27 protein-coding genes are annotated in these 24,369 nt (G+C 59.9%); 17 read left to right on the forward strand and 10 right to left on the reverse strand.

The window, feature by feature from the left end:
• The 3 genes from PMI09_RS18910 to PMI09_RS18920 all read left to right on the forward strand — a co-directional run.
• Positions 1-214: ATP-dependent helicase C-terminal domain-containing protein (locus PMI09_RS18910; RefSeq protein ID WP_007797954.1), on the forward strand; the 214-nt coding region annotated here is incomplete at its 5' end.
• Between the two features lie 24 nt (positions 215-238).
• Positions 239-1,549 (forward strand): ActS/PrrB/RegB family redox-sensitive histidine kinase, encoded by a 1,311-nt coding sequence (locus PMI09_RS18915; protein WP_007797957.1) that lies wholly within the window; start codon positions 239-241, stop codon positions 1,547-1,549.
• Positions 1,550-1,618: 69 nt separating this feature from the next.
• Positions 1,619-2,194, forward strand: a complete 576-nt coding sequence (locus PMI09_RS18920) for an ActR/PrrA/RegA family redox response regulator transcription factor (protein WP_007797961.1) — start codon at positions 1,619-1,621, stop codon at positions 2,192-2,194.
• Positions 2,195-2,196: 2 nt separating this feature from the next.
• Here the strand turns inward: PMI09_RS18920 and PMI09_RS18925 are convergent, their stop codons facing one another.
• Positions 2,197-2,691 (reverse strand): MmcB family DNA repair protein, encoded by a 495-nt coding sequence (locus PMI09_RS18925; protein WP_037083541.1) that lies wholly within the window; start codon positions 2,689-2,691, stop codon positions 2,197-2,199.
• A 180-nt stretch (positions 2,692-2,871) separates the two neighbouring features.
• Here PMI09_RS18925 and PMI09_RS18930 point away from each other — a divergent pair, with 180 nt between their 5' ends.
• Complete coding sequence (locus tag PMI09_RS18930; RefSeq protein WP_007797970.1) at positions 2,872-3,558, forward strand: L,D-transpeptidase; 687 nt, start codon at positions 2,872-2,874, stop codon at positions 3,556-3,558.
• Positions 3,559-3,633: 75 nt separating this feature from the next.
• Here PMI09_RS18930 and PMI09_RS18935 read toward each other — a convergent pair whose 3' ends face one another.
• The 6 genes from PMI09_RS18935 to hslV form a co-directional block, all read right to left on the reverse strand.
• Positions 3,634-5,805: a malate synthase G gene (locus PMI09_RS18935; RefSeq protein WP_007797972.1), complete on the reverse strand. Its 2,172-nt coding sequence runs from the start codon at positions 5,803-5,805 to the stop codon at positions 3,634-3,636.
• Positions 5,806-5,895: 90 nt separating this feature from the next.
• The gene (locus tag PMI09_RS18940; protein WP_007797974.1) at positions 5,896-7,308 is read right to left on the reverse strand and encodes a cytochrome P450; all 1,413 of its coding nucleotides are present in this window, start codon (positions 7,306-7,308) and stop codon (positions 5,896-5,898) included.
• 52 nt (positions 7,309-7,360) lie between these two features.
• Positions 7,361-8,308 carry a DUF1402 family protein gene (locus PMI09_RS18945; protein WP_007797976.1) on the reverse strand — a complete coding sequence of 316 codons (948 nt, stop codon included), beginning with the start codon at positions 8,306-8,308 and terminating at the stop codon, positions 7,361-7,363.
• Positions 8,309-8,497: 189 nt separating this feature from the next.
• A complete protein-coding gene (hslU, locus tag PMI09_RS18950; RefSeq protein ID WP_007797980.1) occupies positions 8,498-9,805 on the reverse strand; it encodes an ATP-dependent protease ATPase subunit HslU in 1,308 nt (435 codons plus the stop codon).
• Positions 9,802-10,323, reverse strand: coding sequence for a GNAT family N-acetyltransferase (locus PMI09_RS18955; RefSeq protein WP_007797982.1), 522 nt, complete (start codon positions 10,321-10,323; stop codon positions 9,802-9,804). Before PMI09_RS18955 ends, hslU begins: the two co-directional genes overlap by 4 nt.
• On the reverse strand, positions 10,310-10,837 hold the full coding sequence (gene hslV, locus PMI09_RS18960; RefSeq protein WP_007797985.1) for an ATP-dependent protease subunit HslV: 528 nt from the start codon (positions 10,835-10,837) through the stop codon (positions 10,310-10,312). The genes PMI09_RS18955 and hslV overlap by 14 nt, the downstream gene beginning before the upstream one ends.
• Positions 10,838-11,016: 179 nt before the next feature.
• On the opposite strand from hslV, the gene hisB reads away from it, so the two are divergent.
• From hisB to coaA, 7 genes are read left to right on the forward strand one after another with little or no spacing between them, the layout of a single operon-like run.
• On the forward strand, positions 11,017-11,625 hold the full coding sequence (gene hisB / locus PMI09_RS18965; RefSeq protein WP_007797989.1) for an imidazoleglycerol-phosphate dehydratase HisB: 609 nt from the start codon (positions 11,017-11,019) through the stop codon (positions 11,623-11,625).
• Between the two features lie 23 nt (positions 11,626-11,648).
• Positions 11,649-12,134 carry a DUF2628 domain-containing protein gene (locus PMI09_RS18970; RefSeq protein ID WP_007797993.1) on the forward strand — a complete coding sequence of 162 codons (486 nt, stop codon included), beginning with the start codon at positions 11,649-11,651 and terminating at the stop codon, positions 12,132-12,134.
• On the forward strand, positions 12,134-12,784 hold the full coding sequence (gene hisH, locus PMI09_RS18975) for an imidazole glycerol phosphate synthase subunit HisH (RefSeq protein WP_007797996.1): 651 nt from the start codon (positions 12,134-12,136) through the stop codon (positions 12,782-12,784). The genes PMI09_RS18970 and hisH overlap by 1 nt, the downstream gene beginning before the upstream one ends.
• Before the next feature lie 26 nt (positions 12,785-12,810).
• Positions 12,811-13,560, forward strand: a complete 750-nt coding sequence (hisA, locus tag PMI09_RS18980) for a 1-(5-phosphoribosyl)-5-[(5-phosphoribosylamino)methylideneamino]imidazole-4-carboxamide isomerase (protein ID WP_007797999.1) — start codon at positions 12,811-12,813, stop codon at positions 13,558-13,560.
• Positions 13,557-14,339 (forward strand): imidazole glycerol phosphate synthase subunit HisF, encoded by a 783-nt coding sequence (gene hisF, locus PMI09_RS18985; protein WP_007798002.1) that lies wholly within the window; start codon positions 13,557-13,559, stop codon positions 14,337-14,339. The genes hisA and hisF overlap by 4 nt, the downstream gene beginning before the upstream one ends.
• A gap of 15 nt (positions 14,340-14,354) precedes the next feature.
• Entirely contained in the window at positions 14,355-14,678 is a 324-nt protein-coding gene (locus PMI09_RS18990) for a phosphoribosyl-ATP diphosphatase (protein ID WP_007798005.1), read from the forward strand.
• Positions 14,675-15,670, forward strand: coding sequence for a type I pantothenate kinase (coaA, locus tag PMI09_RS18995; RefSeq protein ID WP_007798008.1), 996 nt, complete (start codon positions 14,675-14,677; stop codon positions 15,668-15,670). The genes PMI09_RS18990 and coaA overlap by 4 nt, the downstream gene beginning before the upstream one ends.
• Here the strand turns inward: coaA and PMI09_RS19000 are convergent.
• The 3 genes from PMI09_RS19000 to PMI09_RS19010 form a co-directional block, all read right to left on the reverse strand.
• A complete protein-coding gene (locus tag PMI09_RS19000) occupies positions 15,667-16,278 on the reverse strand; it encodes an alpha-ketoglutarate-dependent dioxygenase AlkB family protein (protein WP_007798011.1) in 612 nt (203 codons plus the stop codon). The genes coaA and PMI09_RS19000 overlap by 4 nt on opposite strands.
• Position 16,279: 1 nt before the next feature.
• Complete coding sequence (gene arfB, locus PMI09_RS19005) at positions 16,280-16,714, reverse strand: alternative ribosome rescue aminoacyl-tRNA hydrolase ArfB (RefSeq protein WP_007798015.1); 435 nt, start codon at positions 16,712-16,714, stop codon at positions 16,280-16,282.
• A gap of 96 nt (positions 16,715-16,810) precedes the next feature.
• Positions 16,811-18,421: a phosphoenolpyruvate carboxykinase gene (locus tag PMI09_RS19010; protein WP_007798017.1), complete on the reverse strand. Its 1,611-nt coding sequence runs from the start codon at positions 18,419-18,421 to the stop codon at positions 16,811-16,813.
• 341 nt (positions 18,422-18,762) lie between these two features.
• Between PMI09_RS19010 and PMI09_RS19015 the strand changes: the two genes are divergently transcribed.
• The 6 genes from PMI09_RS19015 to ahcY all read left to right on the forward strand — a co-directional run bounded on the left by PMI09_RS19015 (position 18,763) and on the right by ahcY (position 24,228).
• A complete protein-coding gene (locus PMI09_RS19015; protein WP_193385410.1) occupies positions 18,763-19,494 on the forward strand; it encodes a response regulator transcription factor in 732 nt (243 codons plus the stop codon).
• A 79-nt stretch (positions 19,495-19,573) separates the two neighbouring features.
• Complete coding sequence (locus tag PMI09_RS19020) at positions 19,574-21,364, forward strand: sensor histidine kinase (protein WP_007798023.1); 1,791 nt, start codon at positions 19,574-19,576, stop codon at positions 21,362-21,364.
• Positions 21,361-21,813 carry an HPr kinase/phosphorylase gene (locus tag PMI09_RS19025; protein WP_007798027.1) on the forward strand — a complete coding sequence of 151 codons (453 nt, stop codon included), beginning with the start codon at positions 21,361-21,363 and terminating at the stop codon, positions 21,811-21,813. The genes PMI09_RS19020 and PMI09_RS19025 overlap by 4 nt, the downstream gene beginning before the upstream one ends.
• Before the next feature lie 153 nt (positions 21,814-21,966).
• Positions 21,967-22,368: a PTS sugar transporter subunit IIA gene (locus PMI09_RS19030; protein WP_007528763.1), complete on the forward strand. Its 402-nt coding sequence runs from the start codon at positions 21,967-21,969 to the stop codon at positions 22,366-22,368.
• Positions 22,369-22,384: 16 nt separating this feature from the next.
• Positions 22,385-22,660: an HPr family phosphocarrier protein gene (locus PMI09_RS19035; RefSeq protein ID WP_007798031.1), complete on the forward strand. Its 276-nt coding sequence runs from the start codon at positions 22,385-22,387 to the stop codon at positions 22,658-22,660.
• A 167-nt stretch (positions 22,661-22,827) separates the two neighbouring features.
• Positions 22,828-24,228 carry an adenosylhomocysteinase gene (ahcY, locus tag PMI09_RS19040; protein ID WP_007798039.1) on the forward strand — a complete coding sequence of 467 codons (1,401 nt, stop codon included), beginning with the start codon at positions 22,828-22,830 and terminating at the stop codon, positions 24,226-24,228.
• Positions 24,229-24,369: the final 141 nt, after the last annotated feature.

Raw genomic sequence — 24,369 nt, forward strand, 5'->3', positions numbered from 1 at the left:
GGTCGTCACCGGCGGCGGACGCCTGCCGCTGCTCCTTGAGCTGACATCGCCGGCGCACAGGCCGATCCAGACAACCCGCGATCTGCCCGGCTTCTGGGCCGGCTCGTGGAAGGACGTGCGCACCGAGATGCGCGGCCGCTATCCCAAGCACCCCTGGCCTGAGCGGCCGGAGGACGCCATGCCGACGACAAGGGTGAAACCGCGTGGTACATGAGCCCTAGCAAGCAAGGGATGCCACATGGTCGATAATGTCGAGAGTTCGCCGGAAGAGGATAGGCACAGCAGCAGACGCCTGAGACTGCAGACACTGGTGCGATTGAGGTGGCTTGCCGTCGGTGGCCAGGCCGTGACGGTGTTCATCGTTGCCTTCTGGCTGAAGTTTCCGCTTCCGCTTATCGCATGCGCGGTGCTGATCGCAGCACTGGCAGCGGTCAATTTCTACCTGATGATCCGCTATCCGCCGACGCATCGGCTCTACCCGGGCGCGGCCTTCGCGCTGCTCGGCTTCGACCTTCTGCAGCTTTGCGCGCTGCTCTTCATCACTGGTGGCCTTGCCAATCCCTTCGCCGCCCTCGTCTGTGTTCCTGTCATCATTTCCTTCGCATCGCAGCCGATCCGCTTCAGCACGGTGCTCATTCTCGTTGCGATGGTCTGCATTACCATCCTCGCCTTCTCGCCCTTTCCCTTGCCGTGGTTCGACGGGGTCGAGATCAATGTCCATACCGTGATGCAGTTCGGCGTCTGGTGCTCGATCGCATCGACCATGGCCTTCGCCGCCTTCTATGCCTACCGCGTCTCGATGGAGGCGAGCCAGCTGGCCGACGCCTTGGCTGCAACCGAACTTGTGCTGCAGCGGGAGAAACACCTTTCACAGCTGGACGGCCTTGCCGCCGCTGCAGCACACGAGCTTGGCACGCCGCTCGCCACTATCAGCGTCGTCGCCAAGGAGATGGAGCGAGAGTTGAAAGACGACGATCGCTTTCGCGAGGATGTGCAGCTCTTGCGCAGCCAGAGTGAGCGGTGTCGCGATATCCTGCGGCGCCTGGCGACACTTTCCGCGGAAGGCGAGGCACATCTTCGGCGGCTGCCGCTTTCATCCATGATGGAAGAGATCGTGGCACCACACAGGGAATTCGGCATCAAACTCGAACTGATCGAGAAGAGCCCGCGCAAGGGCGAGCCCGTAACCGATCGCAATGCCGGTATCATGTATGGGCTCGGCAATTTGATCGAAAACGCCGTCGACTACGCCCGCGCCAAGGTCACAGTGACGGTCGAGCATGATGCTAGAAAAGTCCTCATCACGGTCGAGGACGACGGCGAGGGCTACTCTTCCGATATTCTGACCCGGATTGGCGAACCCTATGTCACAAAGAGACAGCGGGAAGACCGCGCCGGCGGGCTGGGACTTGGCCTCTTCATCGCCAAGACGCTTCTGGAGCGATCCGGCGCGTCGCTTGTGTTCGAGAACCGCATGCCGGAGACGGCCGGAGCGCGTGTCCGTGTCGAATGGCCGCGCATGCTGATCGATGCAAATTCGACAAAATGACGCTATCGGCATAATGAAAAGCGGGATACTTGACTTATATCAGGCAGGCGGTTGCCGGGATTGACGAATATGAACGAGCTTGACCACGAATCCTCCCTTGCAGATGCGGATCATATTGGTCCGGACGCCAGCCTGCTGATTGTCGATGATGACGGGCCGTTTCTGCGCCGCCTGGCACGCGCGATGGAGACGCGCGGCTTTAAGGTCGAGACAGCCGAGTCGGTCGCCGAGGGTGTTGCCAAGTCAAAGATCCATCCGCCGAAATACGCTGTCGTCGACCTACGACTTGGCGACGGCAATGGGCTGGATGTGATCGAGGCGATCCGGCAGCGTCGGGACGACACGCGGATCATCGTTTTGACCGGCTACGGCAATATTGCGACAGCCGTCACGGCGGTGAAGCTCGGCGCCGTCGACTACCTGGCAAAGCCTGCCGATGCCGACGACGTATATGCCGCGTTGACGCAGCGGGCCGGCGAGAAGGCGGAGCTGCCGGAAAACCCAATGTCAGCCGACCGGGTACGCTGGGAGCATATCCAGCGGGTTTATGAGATGTGTGAGCGCAATGTCTCGGAGACGGCGCGGCGGCTCAACATGCATCGCCGCACGCTGCAGCGGATTCTTGCCAAGCGCGCGCCCAAATAACTCTAGATATCGTCGACTTCGAAAGGCTTGCCGTTTGCCCACTCGGCCAGCAGCAGGCGCTGGGCAGCTGCGCGAGAGAAATTCAGGGTGACCGATTTGCGTGTGGCGGGCGCAAGGCGATGCTCCGGCGCTTCGCGGATCATATGTGCGCCGTAACCGTCAGAGAGAAACAGGCCGCAATCGTCAGGGAAGATATCGAGCGGAACATCCTTGTGTGTCGCGAAGAACAGCCGATCACAATGCAGGCGATAGTCCGGCCACTTGCGGTCGACACGAAAATCCTCGATCGAGGTCTTGATCTCGATGATCCAGATCTCGCCTTTCTCCGAAATGGTGATCAGATCTGCCCGTCGCCCGCTTGCAAGCGACAGTTCGGGCAAGACGGCGTGACGCATCTCATGAAGTAAAATCTGAGTCCCGCGGCGCACGAGCATAGCTCTGTCCGACTGCCGGCCGTCTATTAACGGATTGTTATTGTAAACACTCAAAATCGTCATGGATAACCATCGGTCCGGCGCGCGCGTTGTTGCAAAAAAACCATGCGCTTCTAATTTGCCGCTGCGTATTGGTTTTGCCGCACTGCAACAGCTTGCAAAGGCAAAGTTAATCGAAAATAAACCATATTCAAAGATGGTTCAAAAGACCGTTCCTCCCAGTCTATTTCTTAAGAGACATCCATGCGCATCCGCAATGCATTTTCTGTATTCGGCCTGATGGCGACGCTCGCTCTGGCCGGTTGCTCCTCGACTACCGAGAGCGCCTCCGTCGAAGACGAGGGCACCCCGGGGCCGACCGTCCAGACCGCGCAGATCTTCGACGACGCTTACGGCCTGACGACGGATGCGGGATATTCGCTTCCGGCGATCCCGATCCAGAAGGTTAAGCCGCAGTTCCGCCGGCAGATCGTCTCTTACGAAACCACCGAACGCCCGGGCACGATCATCGTCAACACGCGCGAGCGCTTCCTCTACTACATCCTGCCCGGCGGCAAGGCGATGCGTTACGGCATCGGCGTCGGCAAGCAGGGCTTTGCATGGGAAGGCACGGCCTACGTCGCCTGGAAGCAGGAATGGCCGACTTGGCACCCGCCGAAGGAAATGGCCGAGCGCAAGCCCGAAGTCGCGAAGTATGTCGAGGAGGGCATGGGCCCGGGCCTCAGCAACCCGCTTGGCGCGCGCGCCATGTACCTCTTCAACGAAAAGGGTCAGGATACCCTCTTCCGCCTGCACGGTACACCGGAATGGGCTTCGATCGGCACCGCTGCTTCCTCCGGCTGCATTCGCCTGATGAACCAGGACGTCATCGACCTCTACAGCCGCGTGCGCCCTGGCAAGACGACCTCGAAGGTCATCGTTATCCAGTAAGCTGTCGCTGAAATAGGGTATTAAAAAGGCCGCCGGGACATTGTTTCGGCGGCCTTTTCTATTGATTTATCCTCGTCAGGCCGCCTGCTTGGCTTTCAGCTCGAGGCGGCGGCGATGCAGGACTGGCTCAGTATAGCCGTTCGGCTGCGCCCTGCCCTTTAAAACAAGGTCAAGTGCCGCCTGGAAGGCAATCGAACCGTCGAAATCGGCAGCCATCGGCGCGTAGGCTGGATCGGAGGCATTCTGCTGGTCGACGACGGCGGCCATGCGCTTCATCGTCTCGACGATCTGCGCTTCGGTCGTGACCTTGTGGTGCAGCCAGTTGGCCATATGCTGGGCGGAAATACGCAGCGTCGCACGGTCCTCCATGAGGCCGACATTGTTGATGTCAGGCACCTTGGAGCAGCCGACGCCCTGATCGACCCAGCGGACAACGTAACCCAATATGCCTTGGGCATTGTTGTCGAGTTCGCGCTGGATTTCCTCCGGCGTCCAATTTGGACGGACCGCGACGGGGACCGAAAGAATATCGGAGAGCTTGGCGCGCGCACGATCCTTGAGACCATGCTGGACACGGGCGACATTGACGCGGTGATAGTGCGTCGCGTGCAGCGTCGCGGCCGTCGGGGACGGAACCCAGGCGGTGTTGGCGCCTGCCTTCGGGTGCGCGATTTTCTGCTCCAGCATCGCCGCCATCAGATCCGGCATGGCCCACATGCCCTTGCCGATCTGCGCATGGCCAGAGAGGCCGCATTCGAGGCCGATATCGACATTCCAGTTTTCGTAGGCAGCGATCCAGGCGGCCTGCTTCATGTCACCTTTGCGGATCATCGGGCCGGCTTCCATTGAGGTGTGGATTTCATCCCCGGTGCGATCCAGGAAACCGGTGTTGATGAAGACCACACGTTCGCGGGCGGCACGGATGCATTCCTTGAGATTGACGGTCGTCCGGCGCTCCTCGTCCATGATGCCCATCTTGATCGTATTGCGAGCCATGCCGAGGGCGTCCTCGACGCGCGAGAAGATCTCGGCGGCGAAGGCGACTTCCTCGGGGCCATGCATCTTCGGCTTGACGACGTAGACCGAGCCGGTGCGGGAATTCTTGCGGCGGCCGTTCGGGCCGACGTCGTAGAGCGCAATCGTGCCGGTGACCATCGCGTCCAGGATGCCCTCCGGCACTTCATTGCCGTCGCGATCAAGGATAGCCGGATTCGTCATGAGATGGCCGACGTTACGCACCAGCATCAGCGAGCGGCGATGCACCTCGAAAGGCGTGCCGGCCGGATCGCTGTACTGTAGATCGGGATTGAGTTTGCGAATGAAACTCGAGCCGCCCTTCGATACCTCTTCCTGAAGGTCACCCTTCATGAGGCCGAGCCAATTGCGATAGACGACGACCTTGTCTTCGGCATCGACCGCCGCGACCGAATCTTCGCAGTCCATGATCGTCGTGATCGCTGATTCCAGCCAGACGTCGGAAATATGCGCCGGATCGCTCTTGCCGATCGCTGTTGAGGCATCAATGACGATGTCGATATGGATGCCGTTGTTCTTCAGCAGGATGTGAGTCGGCGTCGCGGCATCACCTTGATAGCCGGCAAAGTGCGCCGCATCGGTCAGTGAAAGATACTCACCATCGGTTGAGGTGACGGCCAGAGCACCCTCCCGGACAGCAAACGTCGCAACATCCTTCCAGCTCCAGCCGTCGAGCGGAGCGGCGGTGTCGAGGAAATCGCGAACCCAGGCAATGACCTTCCCACCGCGCTTCGGATTGTAGCCCTTGCCCTTCTCGGCACCGTCGGTCTCGGGAATCGCATCCGTCCCATAGAGCGCATCGTAGAGCGAGCCCCAGCGGGCGTTGGCGGCATTCAGCGCGTAGCGCGCATTCATAACGGGGACAACAAGCTGCGGTCCGGCGATCGAGGCGATTTCCGAATCGACGTTCGTGGTCGTCACCTGAAAGTCGGAACCCTCCGGCAGGATATAGCCAATGTCTCGGAGGAAGGCCTGATAGGCTTCCATATCAGTCGGCGCGCCGTGCTGGCGGTACCAATCATCGATACGAAGCTGGAGCGCATCGCGCTTTGCGAGCAGCTCCCGATTGCGCGGCGCCAGATCGTGAACGATGGCCGAGAAATCGGCAAAGAACTTGTCGGTATCGATCTTCAGCCCGGGCAGCGCTTCCTTGACCAGAAACTCATAAAGGACAGCTTCAACAGCAAGACCGTTTTTATCGATGCGGCTCATTCAATGTCTCCTAGCACCCACGCAGTTTTTCGCATGCTGCCACTTTGCCCGGCTTTCATTCATAGTCAATTATGCAATAGTTCGAAAGATTTATGCCGATTTAGGCAAAGACCGCAGCGTGACGAGCATCGGCAGGCCGTTTTGCGGCTGCGTTGTCAGCTTTTGCACCGGCCAGGGCTTCGTCTGCTCCGTTAGATCGAAGCGGAAACGATGCATGAGCACCGCCAGAGCGATGACGGCTTCCTGCAGGGCAAAGGTTGCACCGATACAGACGCGCGGGCCGGCGCCGAACGGCAGGAACTGGAAACGACCGATCTTGCCGCGATTCTCGGGTAGGAACCGCTCCGGCATGTAGGCGCGCGGCTTGTCCCAATAGAGTTCGTGGCGATGTAGTGTCCACGGCATGATGAGGACGGTGACGCCGGACTCGATCTCGACCGTTTCACCTTTCGCGTCGGTCCAGCGATCGGCAGCAATGGCGGCGCGATTGATCGACGGTGCCGGCGGATAGAGCCGCAGCGCTTCTTCGAACGCCGCGCGGGTGTAAGGCATCAGATCGAGCCACTTCACCGGCTCGACGTCCTGCGCCAGCACGCGATCGATCTCTTCCTCCATCGCGTCGCGGAAATGCGGCGTATTTGCCACGCAGTAAAGGGTCCAGGCGAGCGCGCGTGCCGTGGTCTCATGGCCGGCACCGATGAAGGTGAGAATATTGTCTTCGATTTCGTCATTTGTCAGTCCGCCGCTTTCGGCCTGCTCAAGGAGGAGGGTCAGGAAGTCGTCCGGCGCGGCAGTTCGATCGGCCCGCATGCGCGCGAGCCGGGCGTCCATGGTCTGGCGCACAATGTTGCGGAACTTGTCGAGCACCTTCTGGCCACCGATGCGGGTCACGCGCGGAACCCAGGACGGCGCGCGCAGCAAGTCCATCGGATCGACGCGCCCCATTCGGTGCAAGAGGGCGTTGACGTCATCGGCAAAGCTGTCGGAGGAGGTGACGATCTCACCCGAAAACAGCGTATCGGCGAGAATGGCGAAGGTCAGCTCCGTCATGTCGGCGGCGATCTCGAAGACCTTGCCCTCGCTGCCGGCCGCCTCGTATTTCCTCGCATAGTCCTCGGACTGACGCAGCATCTGCCCGGCAAAGCCGCTTGCATGGCGCGGCGTGAAAACTGGTGCAACCGCCTTGCGCGAGCGCTTCCAAACATCCCCTTCCGCCGTCAGCAGTCCGTCGCGCAGGATGGGACGCAGGATAAGCTGGCGAATGTCCGACATACGGTAGTTCGCGGCATTGTCGACGAGAACATGGCGGATCAGGCCGGGATCGTTGACGATCAGGGTTCTTTCACGAAAGAACCGCGTCTGGATCCACGGGAGCGTATAGGAAGGCTCACCCCAGAGCTCCAGTGGGTTGCGCAGGATCGTGCGGATGATCTCAAGACGGCCCGGCGGCACTGTTCGCGGCAGCGGCGCTGGTGGCTCAAATGGATCCGGACGCATGTCCATGAGAATTCAGCCTTTCGCGGAAGATTTTTAAGCTCTTCCGGCAAGGCAAAAGCTAGAGCAGGCGCTCCAACTCGTCCAGTTTATCATTGACCAACCAGCCGTAATAGTTCTCTTCAGGCCAGACCGTTTCGCCCGAAGCGTGGTTCTTGGCGGCAAGAGCGGCCGCGCGCTGGCGCGAATTGCCGACATTGTAGAGCGTGGCGGTCAGGCCTGGATTTCTGGAGATATCCATGTCGGCGATCTGCTTGTAGTCGTCGATCGACCGACGGATGGAGGCGGCAACGAAAGCGAGCGAGACATCAGGCTCCATGATCGCCTTGTAGACGGAACCGGCATCTTTCTCGTTCAGCTTCCCATAGCCCGACACCTTGGAGACGAGGTCCGAGAGCATGAGGGCCGTCAGCGGGTTGATCTGGCCAAGCCCGAAGGTCTGACCGGCGTAGAAGGGCTGGAAGAAAACGGCGCTGAAGCGGTTGTTCGGGAAGCTCTTGCCGTCGACCGTCTTGCCGCGGAAATCGCTCTCCCAGATATCCTCGCGGCAGCTCCAAAGCGTGTAGGAATCGCCCTTGCCGTTGCATTCGGCGAACTGCGGTCGCTTGATGAAGTCGTCCACGTCCTCGCCATTATAGGCAAAGCGGAAGCTCTCGCCGGCGTAGGATGCGGCCTTCACATAATAAGACTGCAAGCGGTCATAGGCGTCGACATTATAGGTGTGCTCGCCAACAATCGCGCCGATCACGTGGATTGGGTCGATGCCGTAAGCGGCCGAAATCTTCTTGATCTTGCCCGTCAGCTCGTGATCCGACGCCAGAAGGTCACGGACCTTCTCGTATTTGCGATCGAACGAGGTCTTCGTGCCTTTGGTGCGGCGAACCGAGGCGCCTGGAACATCCGGTTGCTCTGCATGACGATTGCCTGGCGGTACCACTTGCATGGCAAAAGCGGGCGCCGTGGTCAGCACGGCAGCAGCAATCAGGAGGCTTGTCAGAAGGCGTCGCACTATCAGCGTTCCCATCGGTTCATGGCATTGTCGCGAAACGCGCTGACTGGACCACAATCTTGGCCGAATGATGCTGGCGCCCACAACTAAACGGGCCCTTCACTAAAAAGTAAAAGGCCCGCTGTCGAGAGTTCAAGCTGTCAAAATCGCCGCATCACATCAGTAAAGACATGACCCGATGCTTGTTCATCACAGGATGAAGCGGGACAGATCCGTGTTCTGCGCTAGGTCGCCGACGTGCTTGCGGACATAGTCGGCATCGATCGCCACGGTCGAGCCGCCGCGATCCGGAGCGTTGAAGGAGATTTCATCCAAAACACGTTCCATGACGGTCTGGAGGCGGCGTGCGCCGATGTTTTCGACCGAGGAGTTCAGGTGGACAGCGACATCGGCCAAGGCATCGATGCCGTTATCCGTGAACTCGAGGCTGAGGCCCTCGGTCTCCATCAGCGCCTTGTACTGGCGGATAAGGCTCGCCTCGGTTTCCGTCAGGATACGGCGGAAGTCTTCCTTGGTGAGCGCGCGCAGCTCGACGCGGATCGGCAGACGACCTTGCAATTCCGGCAACAGATCGGACGGCTTGGAGACATGGAATGCGCCGGAGGCGATGAAAAGGACGTGGTCCGTCTTCACTGGGCCGTACTTCGTCGACACCGTCGTACCTTCGACCAGCGGAAGAAGGTCGCGCTGCACGCCTTCTCGCGAAACGCCAGCACCCATCCCGCCGTCGCGAGCAGCGATCTTGTCGATCTCGTCGAGGAAGACGATGCCGTCATTCTCGACCGCACGGACCGCGTCGCGCTGGATGACTTCGTTGTCGATCAGCTTGTCGGACTCGTCACGGATCAGATCCGTATAGGACGCCTTGACCGTCGTGCGGACCTTCTTGGTGCGGCCGCCCATCGCCCTACCGAACATTTCGGAAAGGTTGAGCACGCCAATGTTGGCGCCAGGCATGCCGGGAATGTCGAAGCCACCCATACCGGTGGCGGTATCGGCGATTTCGATATCGATCTCCTTGTCGTCAAGCTCGCCGCTGCGCAACTTCTTGCGGAAGCTGTCGCGCGTCGCCGGCGAGGCCGTGGCACCGACGAGCGCATCGAGAACGCGCTCTTCCGCACTCATATGCGCCTTGGCCTGAACTTCGCTGCGCTTCTTCTCGCGGGCGAGCCCGATGCCGACCTCGACGAGGTCGCGGATGATCTGCTCGACGTCGCGGCCGACATAGCCGACTTCGGTGAACTTAGTCGCTTCGACCTTGATGAAGGGCGCACCCGCCAGTTTGGCGAGACGGCGGGAGATTTCCGTCTTGCCGACACCAGTCGGACCGATCATCAGGATGTTCTTGGGCATGACTTCGTCGCGCAGATCTGGATCGAGCTGATGGCGGCGCCAACGATTGCGCAACGCGATTGCCACCGCGCGCTTGGCCTCATGCTGGCCGATAATATAGCGATCGAGCTCGGAAACGATCTCGCGAGGGGAAAAAGTGGTCATGTGTCCGTTACTCCGGGTGCGTCCAACGCCATGAAATGCGCCGGACCGTAAATGGAAGTTCTTGTATCGACGTAGTGGAAGCCTGCTTTTTCGTAGGCCCTGATCGCCTGACGGTTTTCGGGATCCGGATCGATCACGATGCGCCTGGCGCCGCTCGCAAAGAGCTCAGCCGCCAACTGGCGGATGATGGCCGTGCCATGACCCTTGCCCGTCAGCTCGGGAACTCCGATCGAAATATCGACGCCCAGCGTCCCCTTCGGCTGATCCTGATAGGGATGACCGTCTTCCAGATGAGGATCATAGCTTTGCAGGTAGCCTATCGGCTGCCCATCCATTTCCACGATCATCGGCCTTGTCTCGACGCTCTCCATCGCCTCTTCGATCGACGCAAGCTCTGTCTCGGGCGCGCCCCACCATTTCGCAACATGCGGCTCTGCCAGCCATTTTGCCACGAGGCCAAAATCCTCATGGCTGATGTCGCGGAAACGGTAATTCGGGGCGTGCTCAGCTTTCAGCATCCAGGGTTTCCACCACCACACTATGGTTCGTGTAGACGCAAATATCGGCGGCAATATCGAGGGCGCGACGCGCCACCTCTTCCGCTGATTTGTCCGTGTCCATCAGGGCGCGAGCTGCAGCGAGCGCAAAATTGCCGCCCGAACCGATCGCCATGGCACCATGCTCCGGCTCAAGAACGTCACCGTTGCCCGTGATCGCCAGCGTCACCTGCTTGTCGGCGACGAGCATCATGGCTTCGAGATTGCGGAGGTACTTGTCCGTGCGCCAATCCTTGGCGAGCTCGACGGCCGCGCGCATCAGCTGGCCCGGATATTGCTCGAGCTTCTTTTCAAGCCGCTCGAGAAGCGTGAAGGCGTCCGCGGTGGCGCCCGCGAAACCGGCAATGACTTCGCCCTTGCCAATGCGCCGCACCTTGCGGGCATTGCCTTTCATCACGGTCTGGCCGAGGCTCACCTGGCCGTCGCCGGCCATGATGACCTTGCCGCCCTTTCGGACTGTAATAATCGTTGTCATCAATACACCTTTGCCCGTCTGCCCGGGCTCGCTACGTCGGGCCGAACACCGGCCCTGTCGAGCCCTATGTAAGTGCGTGAATGCCGATTGCAAATGGCGTCGTTTTCTGGCTCCGCGGTTCTGGATATTTAGCGGCTTGCCTGATAAGGAACGCCCGTATTTCCCGATGGAGCAGCCATATGGCCGAGACCGCAGCAAGCCGCACGGGTACCGTGTCCCGCAAGACGAACGAGACTTCGGTTTCCGTTTCCGTCAATCTCGACGGCACCGGAAAGTCGAAGATTTCGACTGGCGTCGGCTTCTTCGACCATATGCTCGACCAATTGTCACGACATTCGCTCATCGACATGGAGATCGAGACCGAGGGTGATCTGCATATCGACGATCATCACACGGTCGAAGACACCGGCATCGCGATCGGCCAGGCGATTGCCAAGGCACTCGGCGACCGCCGCGGTATCACGCGCTACGCATCGATCGATCTCGCCATGGACGAGACGATGACGAAGGCAGCCGTAGACCTTTCCGGTCGTCCCTTCCTCGTCTGGAACGTCGCCTTCAGCGCGCCGAAGATCGGCACATTCGACACCGAGCTCGTTCGCGAATTCTTCCAGGCGCTTGCCCAGAACGCCGGCATCACCTTGCATATTCTCAACCATTATGGTGCCAACAACCACCATATTGCGGAGACATGCTTCAAGGCCGTTGCCCGCGCGCTGCGTACGGCGACAGAGATAGATCCGAGGCAGGCGGGCCGTGTTCCCTCGACGAAGGGCACGCTCGTCTGAGCCCCCCGAGGGAGCTTGACGATATGACTTCCAGCTACCTGGTGCTGACCGCGCCCGGCGGAACGGACACCAACCACGAGAAGACGCGCTTCATCCGCGACGGGTTCACCGTGCTCGGGTTTCTCTTCCCTTGGATATGGCTGGCCTTCCACCGGCTCTGGCTTTACGCCATTGCGGCATTTCTCCTGCAGAGCCTCGGCGGTGCTCTGGCAGACCGCGCAGACCTCTGGCCAGTCGGCGTCGCCATCACCTTCGGCACCAGTCTGCTGGTCGCGCTCGAGGGCCAGAACCTTCGTGTACGCAATCTGGTCGCGAAGGGCTGGAACGAAGCCGACCTGGTTTCGGCCGACTCGCTGCGGACCGCGGAAGAGATCTACTTTTCGAATGTTCCGACCGACACCGGCGACAGCCGCGCGGCGCCCTCGCCGCAATGGGATCCCACATCCCATGCCCCGCGACACGGCAACGCCACCTCGCTCGGTCTCTTTGGTTTTGATGGAGGACGCTGATGCGCGTCGCAATTATAGATTACGGTTCCGGCAATCTGCGTTCGGCGACAAAGGCCTTTGAACGAGCCGCGCGGGAAGCTGGCATCGATGCTGTGATCGATCTGACTGACAGGGCCGAGGCCGTAGCGGCCGCCGATCGCGTGGTGCTGCCGGGTGTCGGCGCCTATGCCGACTGCCGGCGCGGGCTCGATGCCGTTTCCGGTATGTCGGAAGCACTGATCGATGCGGTCGAGAAGAAGGCCCGGCCGTTTCTTGGCATTTGTGTCGGCATGCAGCTGATGTCGTCGCGCGGTCTCGAGAAGACTGTCACTGATGGTTTCGACTGGATTCCCGGTGACGTCGTTGAAATGACGCCTGCGGACGCCAATCTGAAGATTCCGCAAATCGGCTGGAATACGCTGGATCTGAAATCCCCTCACCCGCTGTTCGACAGCATTCCGACCGGGCCGGATGGGCTGCATGCCTATTTTGTGCATTCGTATCATCTGGCGGCGAAGAACCCCGGCGACGTAATTGCGACGGCCGATTACGGCGGACCGATCACTGCTTTCGTCGGCCGCGACAACCTAGCGGGAGCCCAGTTCCATCCCGAAAAGAGCCAGAAGCTCGGCCTCGCCCTGATTGCCAATTTCCTGCGCTGGAAGCCTTAGGCTCGCGCACTGCAAGGACAGACAGAATGATCCTATTTCCTGCAATCGACCTCAAAGACGGTCAGTGCGTTCGCCTCAAACTCGGCGATATGGACCAAGCGACCGTCTATAATCCCGACCCTGGTGCCCAGGCGAAGGCGTTTGAAGATCAGGGATTCGAGTGGCTGCATGTCGTTGATTTGAATGGCGCTTTTGCCGGTGAAAGCGTCAATGGCGCGGCAGTCGATGCGATCCTGAAGGCGACGAAGAACCCCGTCCAGCTCGGCGGTGGCATCCGCACGCTCGACCATATCGAGAACTGGCTGTCGCGTGGCCTCGCCCGCGTCATTCTCGGCACCATCGCCGTTCGCGATCCGGCACTGGTGATCGAAGCCTGCAAGAAGTTTCCCGGCCGCGTTGCCGTCGGCATCGATGCCAAGCGCGGCAAAGTTGCCGTTGAGGGTTGGGCCGAAGCATCCGAGCTCGGCGTCATCGAGCTGGCGAAGAAGTTCGAAGGTGCCGGCGTTGCCGCGATCATTTATACCGACATCGATCGCGATGGCATCCTCGCCGGCATCAATTGGGCGTCGACGCTCGAACTTGCCGAAGCCGTATCGATCCCGGTGATCGCGTCCGGCGGCCTCGCTTCGATCGAGGACGTGAAGCGGATGCTCGAGCCCGACGCACGCAAGCTCGAAGGTGCGATCTCCGGCCGCGCGCTGTATGATGGACGTATCGATCCGAACGAGGCGCTGGCGCTGATTTCGACCGCACGCGCAAAGGAGATTGCTCAATGACCCTGAAGGCCCGTGTCATTCCGTGCCTCGACGTCAAGGACGGCCGCGTCGTCAAGGGTGTCAACTTCGTCAATCTGGTAGATGCCGGAGATCCGGTCGAGGCCGCCAAGGCTTATGATGCTGCCGGCGCCGACGAGCTCTGCTTCCTCGACATCACCGCTTCTTCGGACAATCGCGAAACGATCTTCGACGTCGTGGCTCGTACCGCCGAGCAGTGCTTCATGCCTGTCACCGTCGGCGGCGGCGTTCGCACCATCGCTGACATTCGCAAGCTGCTGCTTTGCGGCGCGGACAAGGTTTCGATCAATTCGGCCGCCGTCAACAATCCGGATTTCGTTGCGGAAGCGGCGGATAAGTTCGGCGACCAGTGCATCGTCGTTTCGATTGATGCAAAGCGACGGACTACGCCGGCGCAAGGCGATGTCAGCGCCTGGGAGATCTATACGCATGGCGGCCGCAATGCGACCGGCACCGACGCCGTGGATTTCGCTCGGAAAATGGTCGAGCGTGGGGCCGGTGAACTGCTTGTTACCTCGATGGACCGCGACGGAACGAAGGTCGGCTACGATCTCGAGCTGACGCGGGCCATTGCGGATTCGGTTCGGGTGCCGGTTATCGCCTCGGGCGGCGTCGGCGACCTCGACGATCTCGTGGCGGGCGTCAAGCAAGGACATGCCAACGCCGTTCTGGCCGCATCGATCTTCCACTTCGGCACCTATTCCGTCGGCGAAGCGAAGCGCTATATGTCGTCCTGCGGCATCGACATGCGTCTGGACTGAGTGGAAAGCGGAATCATGAGTGAATTTACCCTCGCCGACCTGGAAAAGATTGTCGATGCACGATCCAAGGCCTCGCCGGAGGAATCCTGGACGGCAAAGCTTGTTTCCGCCGGTCAGCCGAAAGCTGCCAAGAAACTCGGCGAGGAGGCAATCGAGGCCGTGATGGCGGCGATCGCCGATGACCGCGAGAACCTCACCTATGAAGCCGCCGACCTGCTCTATCACCTATTGGTCGTATTGAAGGTGGCGGGCATTCCGTTGCAAACTGTCATGGCGGAGCTTGAGCGCCGTACCGCTCAATCCGGCCTGAAGGAAAAGGCGAGCCGGCAAAGTTCATGAGTATCGCTAGACAGCTCATCGGAGCGCCCGAGACGCTCGATCATTTTCAGGCGAATGCCTATTCGCCCTACCACTTCTTTTCCTCCGAGGAATGGGCGCGCTTCCGTGCGGATACGCCGCTGACCCTGAAAGGGGACGAGGTCAAGCGGCTGCGCTCCATGGGCGACCCGATCGACCTTGATGAAGTGCGGCGGATCTATCTGTCGCTTTCGCGCCTTCTCTCTGCCCATGTGGAATCGTCGCAGTTGCTTTTCGAGCAGCGCAACCGCTTCCTCAGTCTCTCTGACGTCGCGAAGACGCCGTTCGTGATCGGCATCGCGGGTTCGGTGGCCGTCGGCAAATCGACAACTGCCCGTATCCTGAAGGAACTGCTGACGCGCTGGCCATCCAGCCCGAAGGTGGATCTCGTGACCACCGACGGCTTCCTGCACCCGAACGCCGTGCTGCAGCGTGAAAACCTGATGCAGCGCAAGGGCTTTCCCGAGAGCTATGATACCGGCGCGATCTTGCGCTTCCTGGCCGCGATCAAGGCCGGACAGCCGAACGTCAAAGCGCCATCCTATTCGCATCTGGTCTATGACGTCCTTCCGAACGAATACAAGATCGTCGACCGGCCGGACATCCTGATCTTCGAGGGCATCAACGTCCTGCAATCGCGCGACCTGCCGGCCGGCGGCAAGATCGTGCCCATGGTCTCCGACTTCTTCGACTTTTCCATCTACATCGATGCGGACGAAAGCCGGATTCACGACTGGTACGTGACGCGCTTCATGCGGCTGCGTGAAACGGCGTTTCGCGATCCCCACTCCTTCTTCCATCGCTATGCTTCGATCAGCGAGAAGGAGGCGCTGACGATCGCCGAAGGCCTCTGGGAAAACATCAACCTGAAGAACCTGCGGGAAAACATCCTGCCGACGCGTCCGCGCGCCGACCTGATCCTGCGCAAGGGCAACAATCACCTGATCGAACAGGTGGCCCTGAGGAAACTCTAAGGCGTTACCCGGCGAAGTGTGAGATTAATCCGGCCACCGTTTTTCAGCAGCGTCGATGTCGATGGATAGACCTTGTCGACGCCGTGGAAACAAAGGCGCCCTTCCGCGCCCAAGACCACGACATCGCCGCTTGAAAGTTTGAAGGAAAGCGTACGGTCGTTGCGCGCTAGACCACCGACGCGAAAGAGGCAGCTGTTACCGAGCGATATCGACACCACCGGTGCTGCGAGATCCTGTTCGTCCTTGTCCTGATGCAGGCCCATGCGCGCCTCGTCGGAATAGAAGTTGATGAGGCAGGCCTGCAGAGGCTTGTCGCAACCGGAGACGTCGTTCCAGATTTCCAGCAACTCCGTGGGCATATCCGGCCAGGGCTTGCCCGTAACGGGATGAGTTGACTGGTAGCGATAGCCGCGCTCCTTGTCCGTGACCCAGCCGAGCGGCCCACAATTCGTCATACGCACCGACATCGGCTTGCCGGTGCCGGGCATGACGGGCACGAAAAGCGGTGCGTCCGCCACGATCGACCGGATGATATCGACCAATGCCTGCTGCCGCGGTCGGTCCAGGCAGTCCGGAAGGTGACTGACGCCGTTCGGCAGCTTCAGCATATCAATCTCCGAGCGGGCGCCCACGCATCTTCTTCACCTCGGCGCGGCCCGACTTCTCCTTCAGCCGGCGTTCGATCGATCCTTTTGTCGGCTTGGTTTTCTTACGGGGCGGCGGCGGCGGTTTTGCCGCCTCGAGAATCAGCTCCTTCAGCCGCTCACGCGCGTCTTCGCGGTTGCGATCCTGGCTGCGGAAGCGGCTTGCCTCGATCATCAGCACACCTTCTTTCGACAGGCGCTTGCCAGCAAGCTTCACGGCATTCACCTTCACGCGCTCATTCAGGGAGGGTGAGTTGGGAATGTTGAAGAACAGCTGGACTGATGTCGAGACCTTGTTGACGTTCTGTCCGCCGGGGCCACCCGCCAGGACGAACTGCTCCGTCAACTCCCATCCGGCGATGGTGATTCGATCGTTGATGTAAAGCGGGTCGCTGGCCATGCGATTTCTATCTCACATCGGCCGGCGCTTGGGAACAGACAAAGAAACCCGGCGAACGCCGCCGGGTTTCACGTGAATCATCAATGTTTTGGCGCGTCATTCAGCCGCGGCGCGAAACCCCGGGGCCGCATCGCGCACCCCGCCATCGACGTGGCCTTCGAACTTGGCGAAGTTCTCGATGAACATCGTCACGAGCTTGCCGGCCTGTGCGTCATAGGCGATCGGATCCTGCCACGTGGAACGCGGATCGAGGATGGCAGTCTCGACGCCCGGCACCGCGACGGGAACCGCGAAGCCGAAATTCGGATCAAGGCGGAAGTCCGCCTTGCCGAGTTCGCCCGAGAGCGCTGCGGCAAGCAGCGTGCGCGTTGCCTTGATCGGCATGCGCTTTCCGGTGCCGTAAGCGCCGCCGGTCCAGCCGGTGTTGACCAGCCAGCATTCAACCCCGTGGCGGCCGATGAGATCCTTCAGGAGATTGCCGTATTCCGACGGATGGCGTGGCATGAACGGCGCACCGAAGCAGGTCGAGAAGGTCGCTTCCGGCTCGGTCACGCCCCGCTCGGTGCCGGCCACCTTGGCGGTGTAGCCCGACAGGAAGTGGTACATGGCCTGATCCGGCGTCAATTTGGCGATCGGCGGCATGACGCCGAAGGCATCGGCAGTCAGCATGATGATCGTCTTCGGGTGACCGGCAAGACCGGTCTTCGAGGCGTTCGGAATGAAATCCAGCGGGTAGGCACAGCGCGTGTTTTCCGTCAGCGAGCCATCGTTGAAATCAGGTTCGCGCTGATCGTTCAGAACGACGTTCTCGAGAACGGTGCCGAAACGCTGCGTCGTTGCATAGATTTCCGGTTCCGCTTCCGCCGACAGACGGATGGTCTTGGCGTAGCAGCCACCCTCGAAATTGAAGATGCCGTCCTCGCCCCAACCATGCTCGTCGTCACCGATCAGCGTGCGAGCTGGATCGGCCGAGAGCGTCGTCTTGCCGGTGCCCGAGAGGCCGAAGAAGACCGCGGCATCGTCAGCCGGGCCAACATTGGCCGAGCAGTGCATCGGCATCACCCCCTTTGCCGGGAGCAGATAGTTCAGCACGGTGAAAACCGACTTCTTCATCTCGCCGGCATAGAAGGTGCCGGCGATCAGCACTTCGCCATTCGTCAGGTCGCAAGCGATGACGGTTTCCGTGCGGCAGCCATAGCGCTCGGGGTCGGCCTTGAAGGTCGGCAGGTTGATGATCGTCAGCTTCGGAGCGAAAGATTTGAGGGTCGAGCGCTCCGGGCGGATCAGCAGGTTACGAATGAACAGCGAATGCCAGGCCAACTCGGTGACGACACGCGTCGGCAGCGCATTCTTCTCATCGGCACCGCCGATGAGATCCTGAACGAACAGATCCTTGCCGGCGGCGTGCGCGAGCATGTCCTGCTTCAGGAGCGCGAAGTTCTCCGGCGACATCGGCTTGTTGTTGTCCCACCAGATCTGACCGTCGGTGTTGGCGTCACGAACGACGAACTTGTCCCTCGGCGAGCGGCCGGTGTGCTGACCCGTCAACGCGCGCAACGCACCATGCGCGGTGAGTTCAGCCTCACCCCGGCGAATCGATTCTTCATAGAGGGAGGCGGCCGTAAAGTTATAGCGAGCGCTGTTTGCACTCCCCAAACCGATCGTCGCCAGCTCTATCGCCGGGTTGTGGACTCCGAACAGCTCCATGGTCTTTCCCTTCCCTTGAGGCTCGTGCCGTTAAGAACTGAGGCTGACCGTACGGGCGGCTTTTTTAAAACGCAATAGCAGAAAATCAATAAAACGTAGTAATATCAAACTATTAATCGATTTAAATTTTCCCGTGATATTTTAAATCGTTTGAATCAGAAATGGCTGGATTAAATGGAGACACCACTTTTGGTTGCCTTCAAAACTTTACAACAATCTCACCCTTTATCTTTGCCACAATTTGTTCCACCTTTATCCCCATAAGCGCATCCGGTTCACAAAGGCCGCCTGGGGACCTTCTAAATACCTGGAGACGCGCATAGATGACGGAGACGAATACCATGCCGACAATCGCCCTCGTTGACGACGACCGCAATATCCTCACCTCGGTATCGATCGCACTCGAGGCCGAAGGATACAAGGTCGAGACCTATACCGATGGCGCCTCCGCCCTCGACGGTCTCCTCGCCCGCCCGCCGCATCTTGCCATCTTCGACATCAAGATGCCTCGCATGGACGGCATGGAACTCCTGCGCCGCCTGCGACAGAAATCCGACATGCCGGTTATCTTCCTCACCTCCAAGGATGAGGAAATCGATGAGCTGTTTGGCCTGAAGATGGGCGCCGACGACTTTATTACCAAGCCGTTCTCGCAGCGTCTTCTGGTCGAGCGTGTGCGCGCCGTCCTGCGCCGCGCATCGAGCCGCGAGGCTGCCGCCGCGGCCGGCGGTGCTGCTCCAAAACCGGGCACCGCACAGCAGCTTGCCCGCTCGCTGGAGCGCGGCCAACTGGTTATGGACCAGGAACGCCACACCTGCACATGGAAAGGTGAGCCGGTGACGCTGACGGTGACCGAATTCCTCATTCTGCATTCGCTGGCCCAGCGTCCGGGCGTCGTCAAAAGCCGTGACGCATTGATGGATGCGGCTTATGACGAGCAGGTCTATGTCGACGATCGCACCATCGACAGCCACATCAAGCGGCTCCGCAAGAAATTCAAGATGGTCGATACCGACTTTGATATGATTGAAACGCTCTACGGAGTGGGGTACCGCTTCCGCGAAGCAGCCTGACGCCGAAGCGGCGCGGCATCTGAGAATTGTCGAGAGCTGGTGATCGCGAAAGCGGCCCGCTCTCCGAAAGGGCCTGTCGTTGGCACAGTTGGTGCAGGAAAGGGATCTGGATGAGGCGGAAGGCGTAAGCAGTCGCCGCGTCAGGGGACGACGCTGGTCACATCCCTTCACGATCATCCGCCGCATCTTCGGCAATGCCGTCTTTTCCAGCCTGACACGCCGCATCCTCTTCTTCAATCTCGCGGCGCTTGTCGTTCTGGTCGGCGGCATTCTCTACCTCAATCAGTTCCGCGAAGGGCTGATCGACGCCCGCGTCGAAAGCCTTCTGACGCAGGGCGAAATCATCGCGGGCGCCGTCTCGGCTTCCGCTTCGGTCGACACGAACTCGATCACGATCGACCCGGAAAAGCTGCTCGAACTGCAGGCTGGCCAGAGCATTACCCCGGTGCCGAACGACGAGGACCTCGAGTTCCCGATCGACCCGGAAAAGGTCGCGCCGGTCTTGCGCCGCTTGATTTCACCGACGAGAACCCGTGCGCGCATTTTCGATGCCGACGCCAACCTGCTGCTCGACTCTCGCCACCTCTATTCGCGCGGCCAGGTCCTGCGTTTTGATCTGCCGCCGGTGGATGACGAGGAGCAGACCTGGAACCAGTGGTTCACGACGATCTTCAACAAGGTTCTGCAGCCTGGAAACCTGCCGCTGTACAAGGAAGCGCCGGGCGGTGATGGCTCCATCTATCCCGAGGTGATGAACGCGCTGACCGGCGTGCGCGGCGCCGTGGTTCGCACCACGGAGAAAGGCGAGCTGATCGTTTCGGTCGCCGTTCCGATCCAGCGCTTCCGCGCTGTTCTCGGTGTGCTGCTGTTGTCCACGCAGGCAGGCGATATCGATAATATCGTCCACGCCGAGCGCCTCGGCATCATGCGCGTGTTCGGGGTCGCGACGCTTGTCAACGTTCTGCTGTCTCTTGTTCTCTCCTCGACAATCGCCAACCCACTGCGGCGTCTATCCGCCGCCGCCATCCGTGTTCGCCGCGGCGCAAAGGAACGCGAGGAAATTCCGGACTTTTCCGCACGTCAGGACGAGATCGGCAACCTCTCAATTGCGCTGCGCGAGATGACAACGGCTCTCTACGACCGTATCGACGCAATCGAAAGCTTTGCGGCCGACGTCAGCCACGAACTGAAAAACCCGCTGACGTCGCTCCGCAGCGCCGTCGAGACACTCCCACTCGCCAAAACGGACGATTCCAAGAAACGGCTGCTTGACGTCATCCAACATGACGTTCGCCGCCTCGACCGCCTGATCAGCGATATTTCCGACGCCTCCCGTCTCGATGCCGAGTTGGCGCGGGTCGATGCAGGTTCGGTCGATCTGGAAATCCTGCTTCGCGACCTCATCGACGTGTCTCGGCAAATTCGCAGTCGCAAGAAAGAAGTGCAGATTGAGTTCGCCATCGAGCGCAAGCCGGGCGTCAAGACGCGCTTCGTGGTGAACGGCCACGACCTGCGCATCGGCCAGATCGTTACCAACCTGATTGAGAACGCGCGCTCCTTCGTGCCGGAGCATGACGGCAGGATTACCGTGCGGCTGGTCAGAACGCGCTCTCGCTGCATCGTTTACGTCGAGGATAACGGGCCGGGCATTCAGGCCGAAAACATCGATCGTATTTTCGAGCGCTTCTATACCGATAGGCCGGAATCTGAGGGCTTCGGGCAGAATTCTGGCCTCGGCCTGTCAATCAGCCGCCAGATCGCCGAGGCACATGGCGGTTCGCTGCGCGCGGAGAACATTATCGATCCCGAGAGCGAAAAGCTGCTCGGAGCGCGCTTCATCCTCGCCCTTCCCGCCAATACCACCGCATGACGGACACCCCTTCGAACATCCACGCAACCGCTATCGTCGTCGGCAGCACCGGTCTTCTTTTCATGGGTCCTTCGGGATGGGGAAAGTCGATGCTCGCCTTTGCTTGCATCAACGAAGCGCAGCGCATGGGCATGTCGGCGATACTCGTTGCCGACGACCAAGTGCTGATCTCAAAACAGGATGGAACGGTGATTGCGACGTGCCCTGCAACGATTGCCGGTTTGATCGAATTGCGCGGCACCGGCATCGTCCGACTGCCGCACACGGAAAGCGCGGTGATGCACTATGCTGTTCTTCCAGGAAGCGTGTCCGGAGAAAGACGGTTGCCGCCTGTAGGCGAGCGGACAACTATTGCCGACGGCATAGATCTGCCAGTCATTCGGTTGCTGGCTAATACTCCCTTGCCGCTGGCGGTATTGATGGCAAAAGCGCCCGATATAGGAGAGTAATGCCTGCGGAATCGGCAAATCCGGCCTATAAAGTCGTATTTTTGTCTTGCGCTTCGGCTTTTCATCGCCAAGATGTGCCCCCACGGTGGACGCGATTGCTGCATTGCGATATTGGGCCCACCGTTTGCATATGCCATTAGGAGCAGTAGTATCATGATCGGACTTGTGCTTGTCACTCATGGCAAGCTGGCTGAAGAGTTTCGTCATGCGGTCGAACACGTCGTCGGTCCTCAGAAATTCATCGAAACGGTCTGTATCGGTCCCGAAGACGACATGGACCAGAGGCGACAAGATATTCTGGAAGCAGTGTCCCGTGCCGATGACGGCCATGGAGTCGTCATCCTGACTGACATGTTCGGTGGTACCCCCTCCAACCTGGCAATATCCGTTATGAGCAGTGGCCACACGGAAGTCATCGCCGGCATGAATCTGCCGATGCTGATCAAGCTTGCCGGCGTACGCGGCGAGAACAACATGGAAAAGGCACTCGTCGAAGCCTCCGAAGCCGGACGGAAATACATCAACGTCGCGAGCCGCGTCCTCAGTGGCAAATAGTGAGCACACCGCGCCCATGACGGCACTCTCCCGAGAAATTCTGATCATCAACAAGCGCGGACTGCACGCACGCGCTTCGGCAAAGTTCGTTCAGCTGGTGGAGAATTTCGATGCCGCCATCACTGTGTCGAAAGACGGAATGACGGTTGGCGGAACGTCGATCATGGGATTGATGATGCTGGCGGCAAGCCCCGGTTCCAGCGTCCTTGTTTCCGCCAGCGGTAACCAGGCAGCACAGGCGCTCGACGCGCTCGACGAGCTGATCCAGAACCGGTTCGGCGAGGAAATGTGAGCCCCTCGCGGCTCATATAAACATATAAAGACTTCTTTATATCATCATTGCCTTCGCCATAGAAGCCTGCTAAACGGCCACCATAGCTGCGCATGCCGCGTGGACGCTATCTGGCGCATGCACGTGCGCTTTCGAATTTTGAGCCGCTTTTCAGCCTGGAGAATCCAATGAGCACTGAAAAAGATTATGTCGTCGCCGACATCGGCCTCGCGGACTTCGGCCGCAAGGAAATCACGATCGCAGAAACCGAGATGCCGGGCCTGATGTCCTGCCGTGCCGAATTCGGCGAAGCAAAGCCGCTCAAGGGCGCGCGCATCACCGGTTCGCTGCACATGACGATTCAGACGGCTGTTCTCATCGAAACGCTCGTCGCACTCGGTGCCGAAGTCCGCTGGGCCTCGTGCAACATCTTCTCGACGCAGGATCATGCCGCAGCCGCAATCGCTGCTGCCGGCGTTCCGGTTTTCGCCATCAAGGGCGAGTCGTTGGAAGACTACTGGGTTTACACAGACAAGATCTTCCAGTGGGCTGACGGTGGCCTTTCCAACATGATCCTTGATGATGGCGGCGACGCCACGATGTACATCCTGCTCGGTGCACGAGCTGAAGCCGGCGAGGACGTGCTGTCAAACCCGCATTCCGAAGAGGAAGAAATCCTCTTCGCACAGATCAAGAAGCGTCTGGCCGCATCGCCGGGCTGGTTCACAAAGCAGCGCGACGCCATCAAGGGCGTGACTGAAGAGACCACGACAGGCGTCAACCGCCTCTACCAGCTCAGCCAGAAGGGCCTCCTGCCCTTCCCAGCGATCAACGTCAACGATTCCGTCACCAAGTCGAAGTTCGACAACAAGTACGGCTGCAAGGAATCGCTGGTCGACGGCATCCGCCGTGGCACCGACGTGATGATGGCCGGCAAGGTCGCTGTTGTCTGCGGATATGGCGACGTTGGCAAGGGCTCGGCCGCTTCGCTTCAGGGTGCCGGCGCCCGCGTCAAAGTCACGGAAGTCGATCCGATCTGCGCGCTCCAGGCAGCCATGGACGGTTTCGAAGTCGTCACGCTTGAAGACGTCGTGTCGTCGGCGGACATCTTCATCACCACAACAGGCAACAAGGACGTCATCCGCATCGACCATATGCGTCAGATGAAGGACATGGCGATCGTCGGCAACATCGGCCACTTCGACAATGAAATCGAAGTTGCGGCGCTGCGTAACCTGAAGTGGACCAACATCAAGCCGCAGGTCGACCTGATCGAATTCCCGAAGGGCAATCGCATCATCCTTCTTTCCGAAGGCCGCCTGCTCAACCTCGGCAATGCCACGGGTCATCCGTCCTTCGTCATGTCGGCTTCGTTCACCAACCAGACGCTGGCGCAGATCGAGCTGTTTACCAAGCCCGGGCAGTACCAGAACCAGGTCTACATCCTGCCGAAGCACCTCGACGAAAAGGTTGCACGCCTGCATCTCGACAAGCTCGGCGTGAAGCTGACGCAGCTTTCTGCAGAACAGGCGGCCTATATCGGCGTCACGCCGCAAGGTCCGTTCAAGGCCGACCACTACAGATACTAACCGTCAGATTGATATCCACAACATCTAGGGGGCGTCGCATTGACAAATGCGGCGCCCTTATTTTTTGACACACACCTTCCCGCCGATTCCCTTCCGAAGTATTGTTTTAACACTCGATTCGTGGCCACGGACGTGTCCGTT

It is taken from the genome of Rhizobium sp. CF122 (genome assembly GCF_000282035.1).
Taxonomy (GTDB): Bacteria; Pseudomonadota; Alphaproteobacteria; order Rhizobiales; family Rhizobiaceae; genus Rhizobium.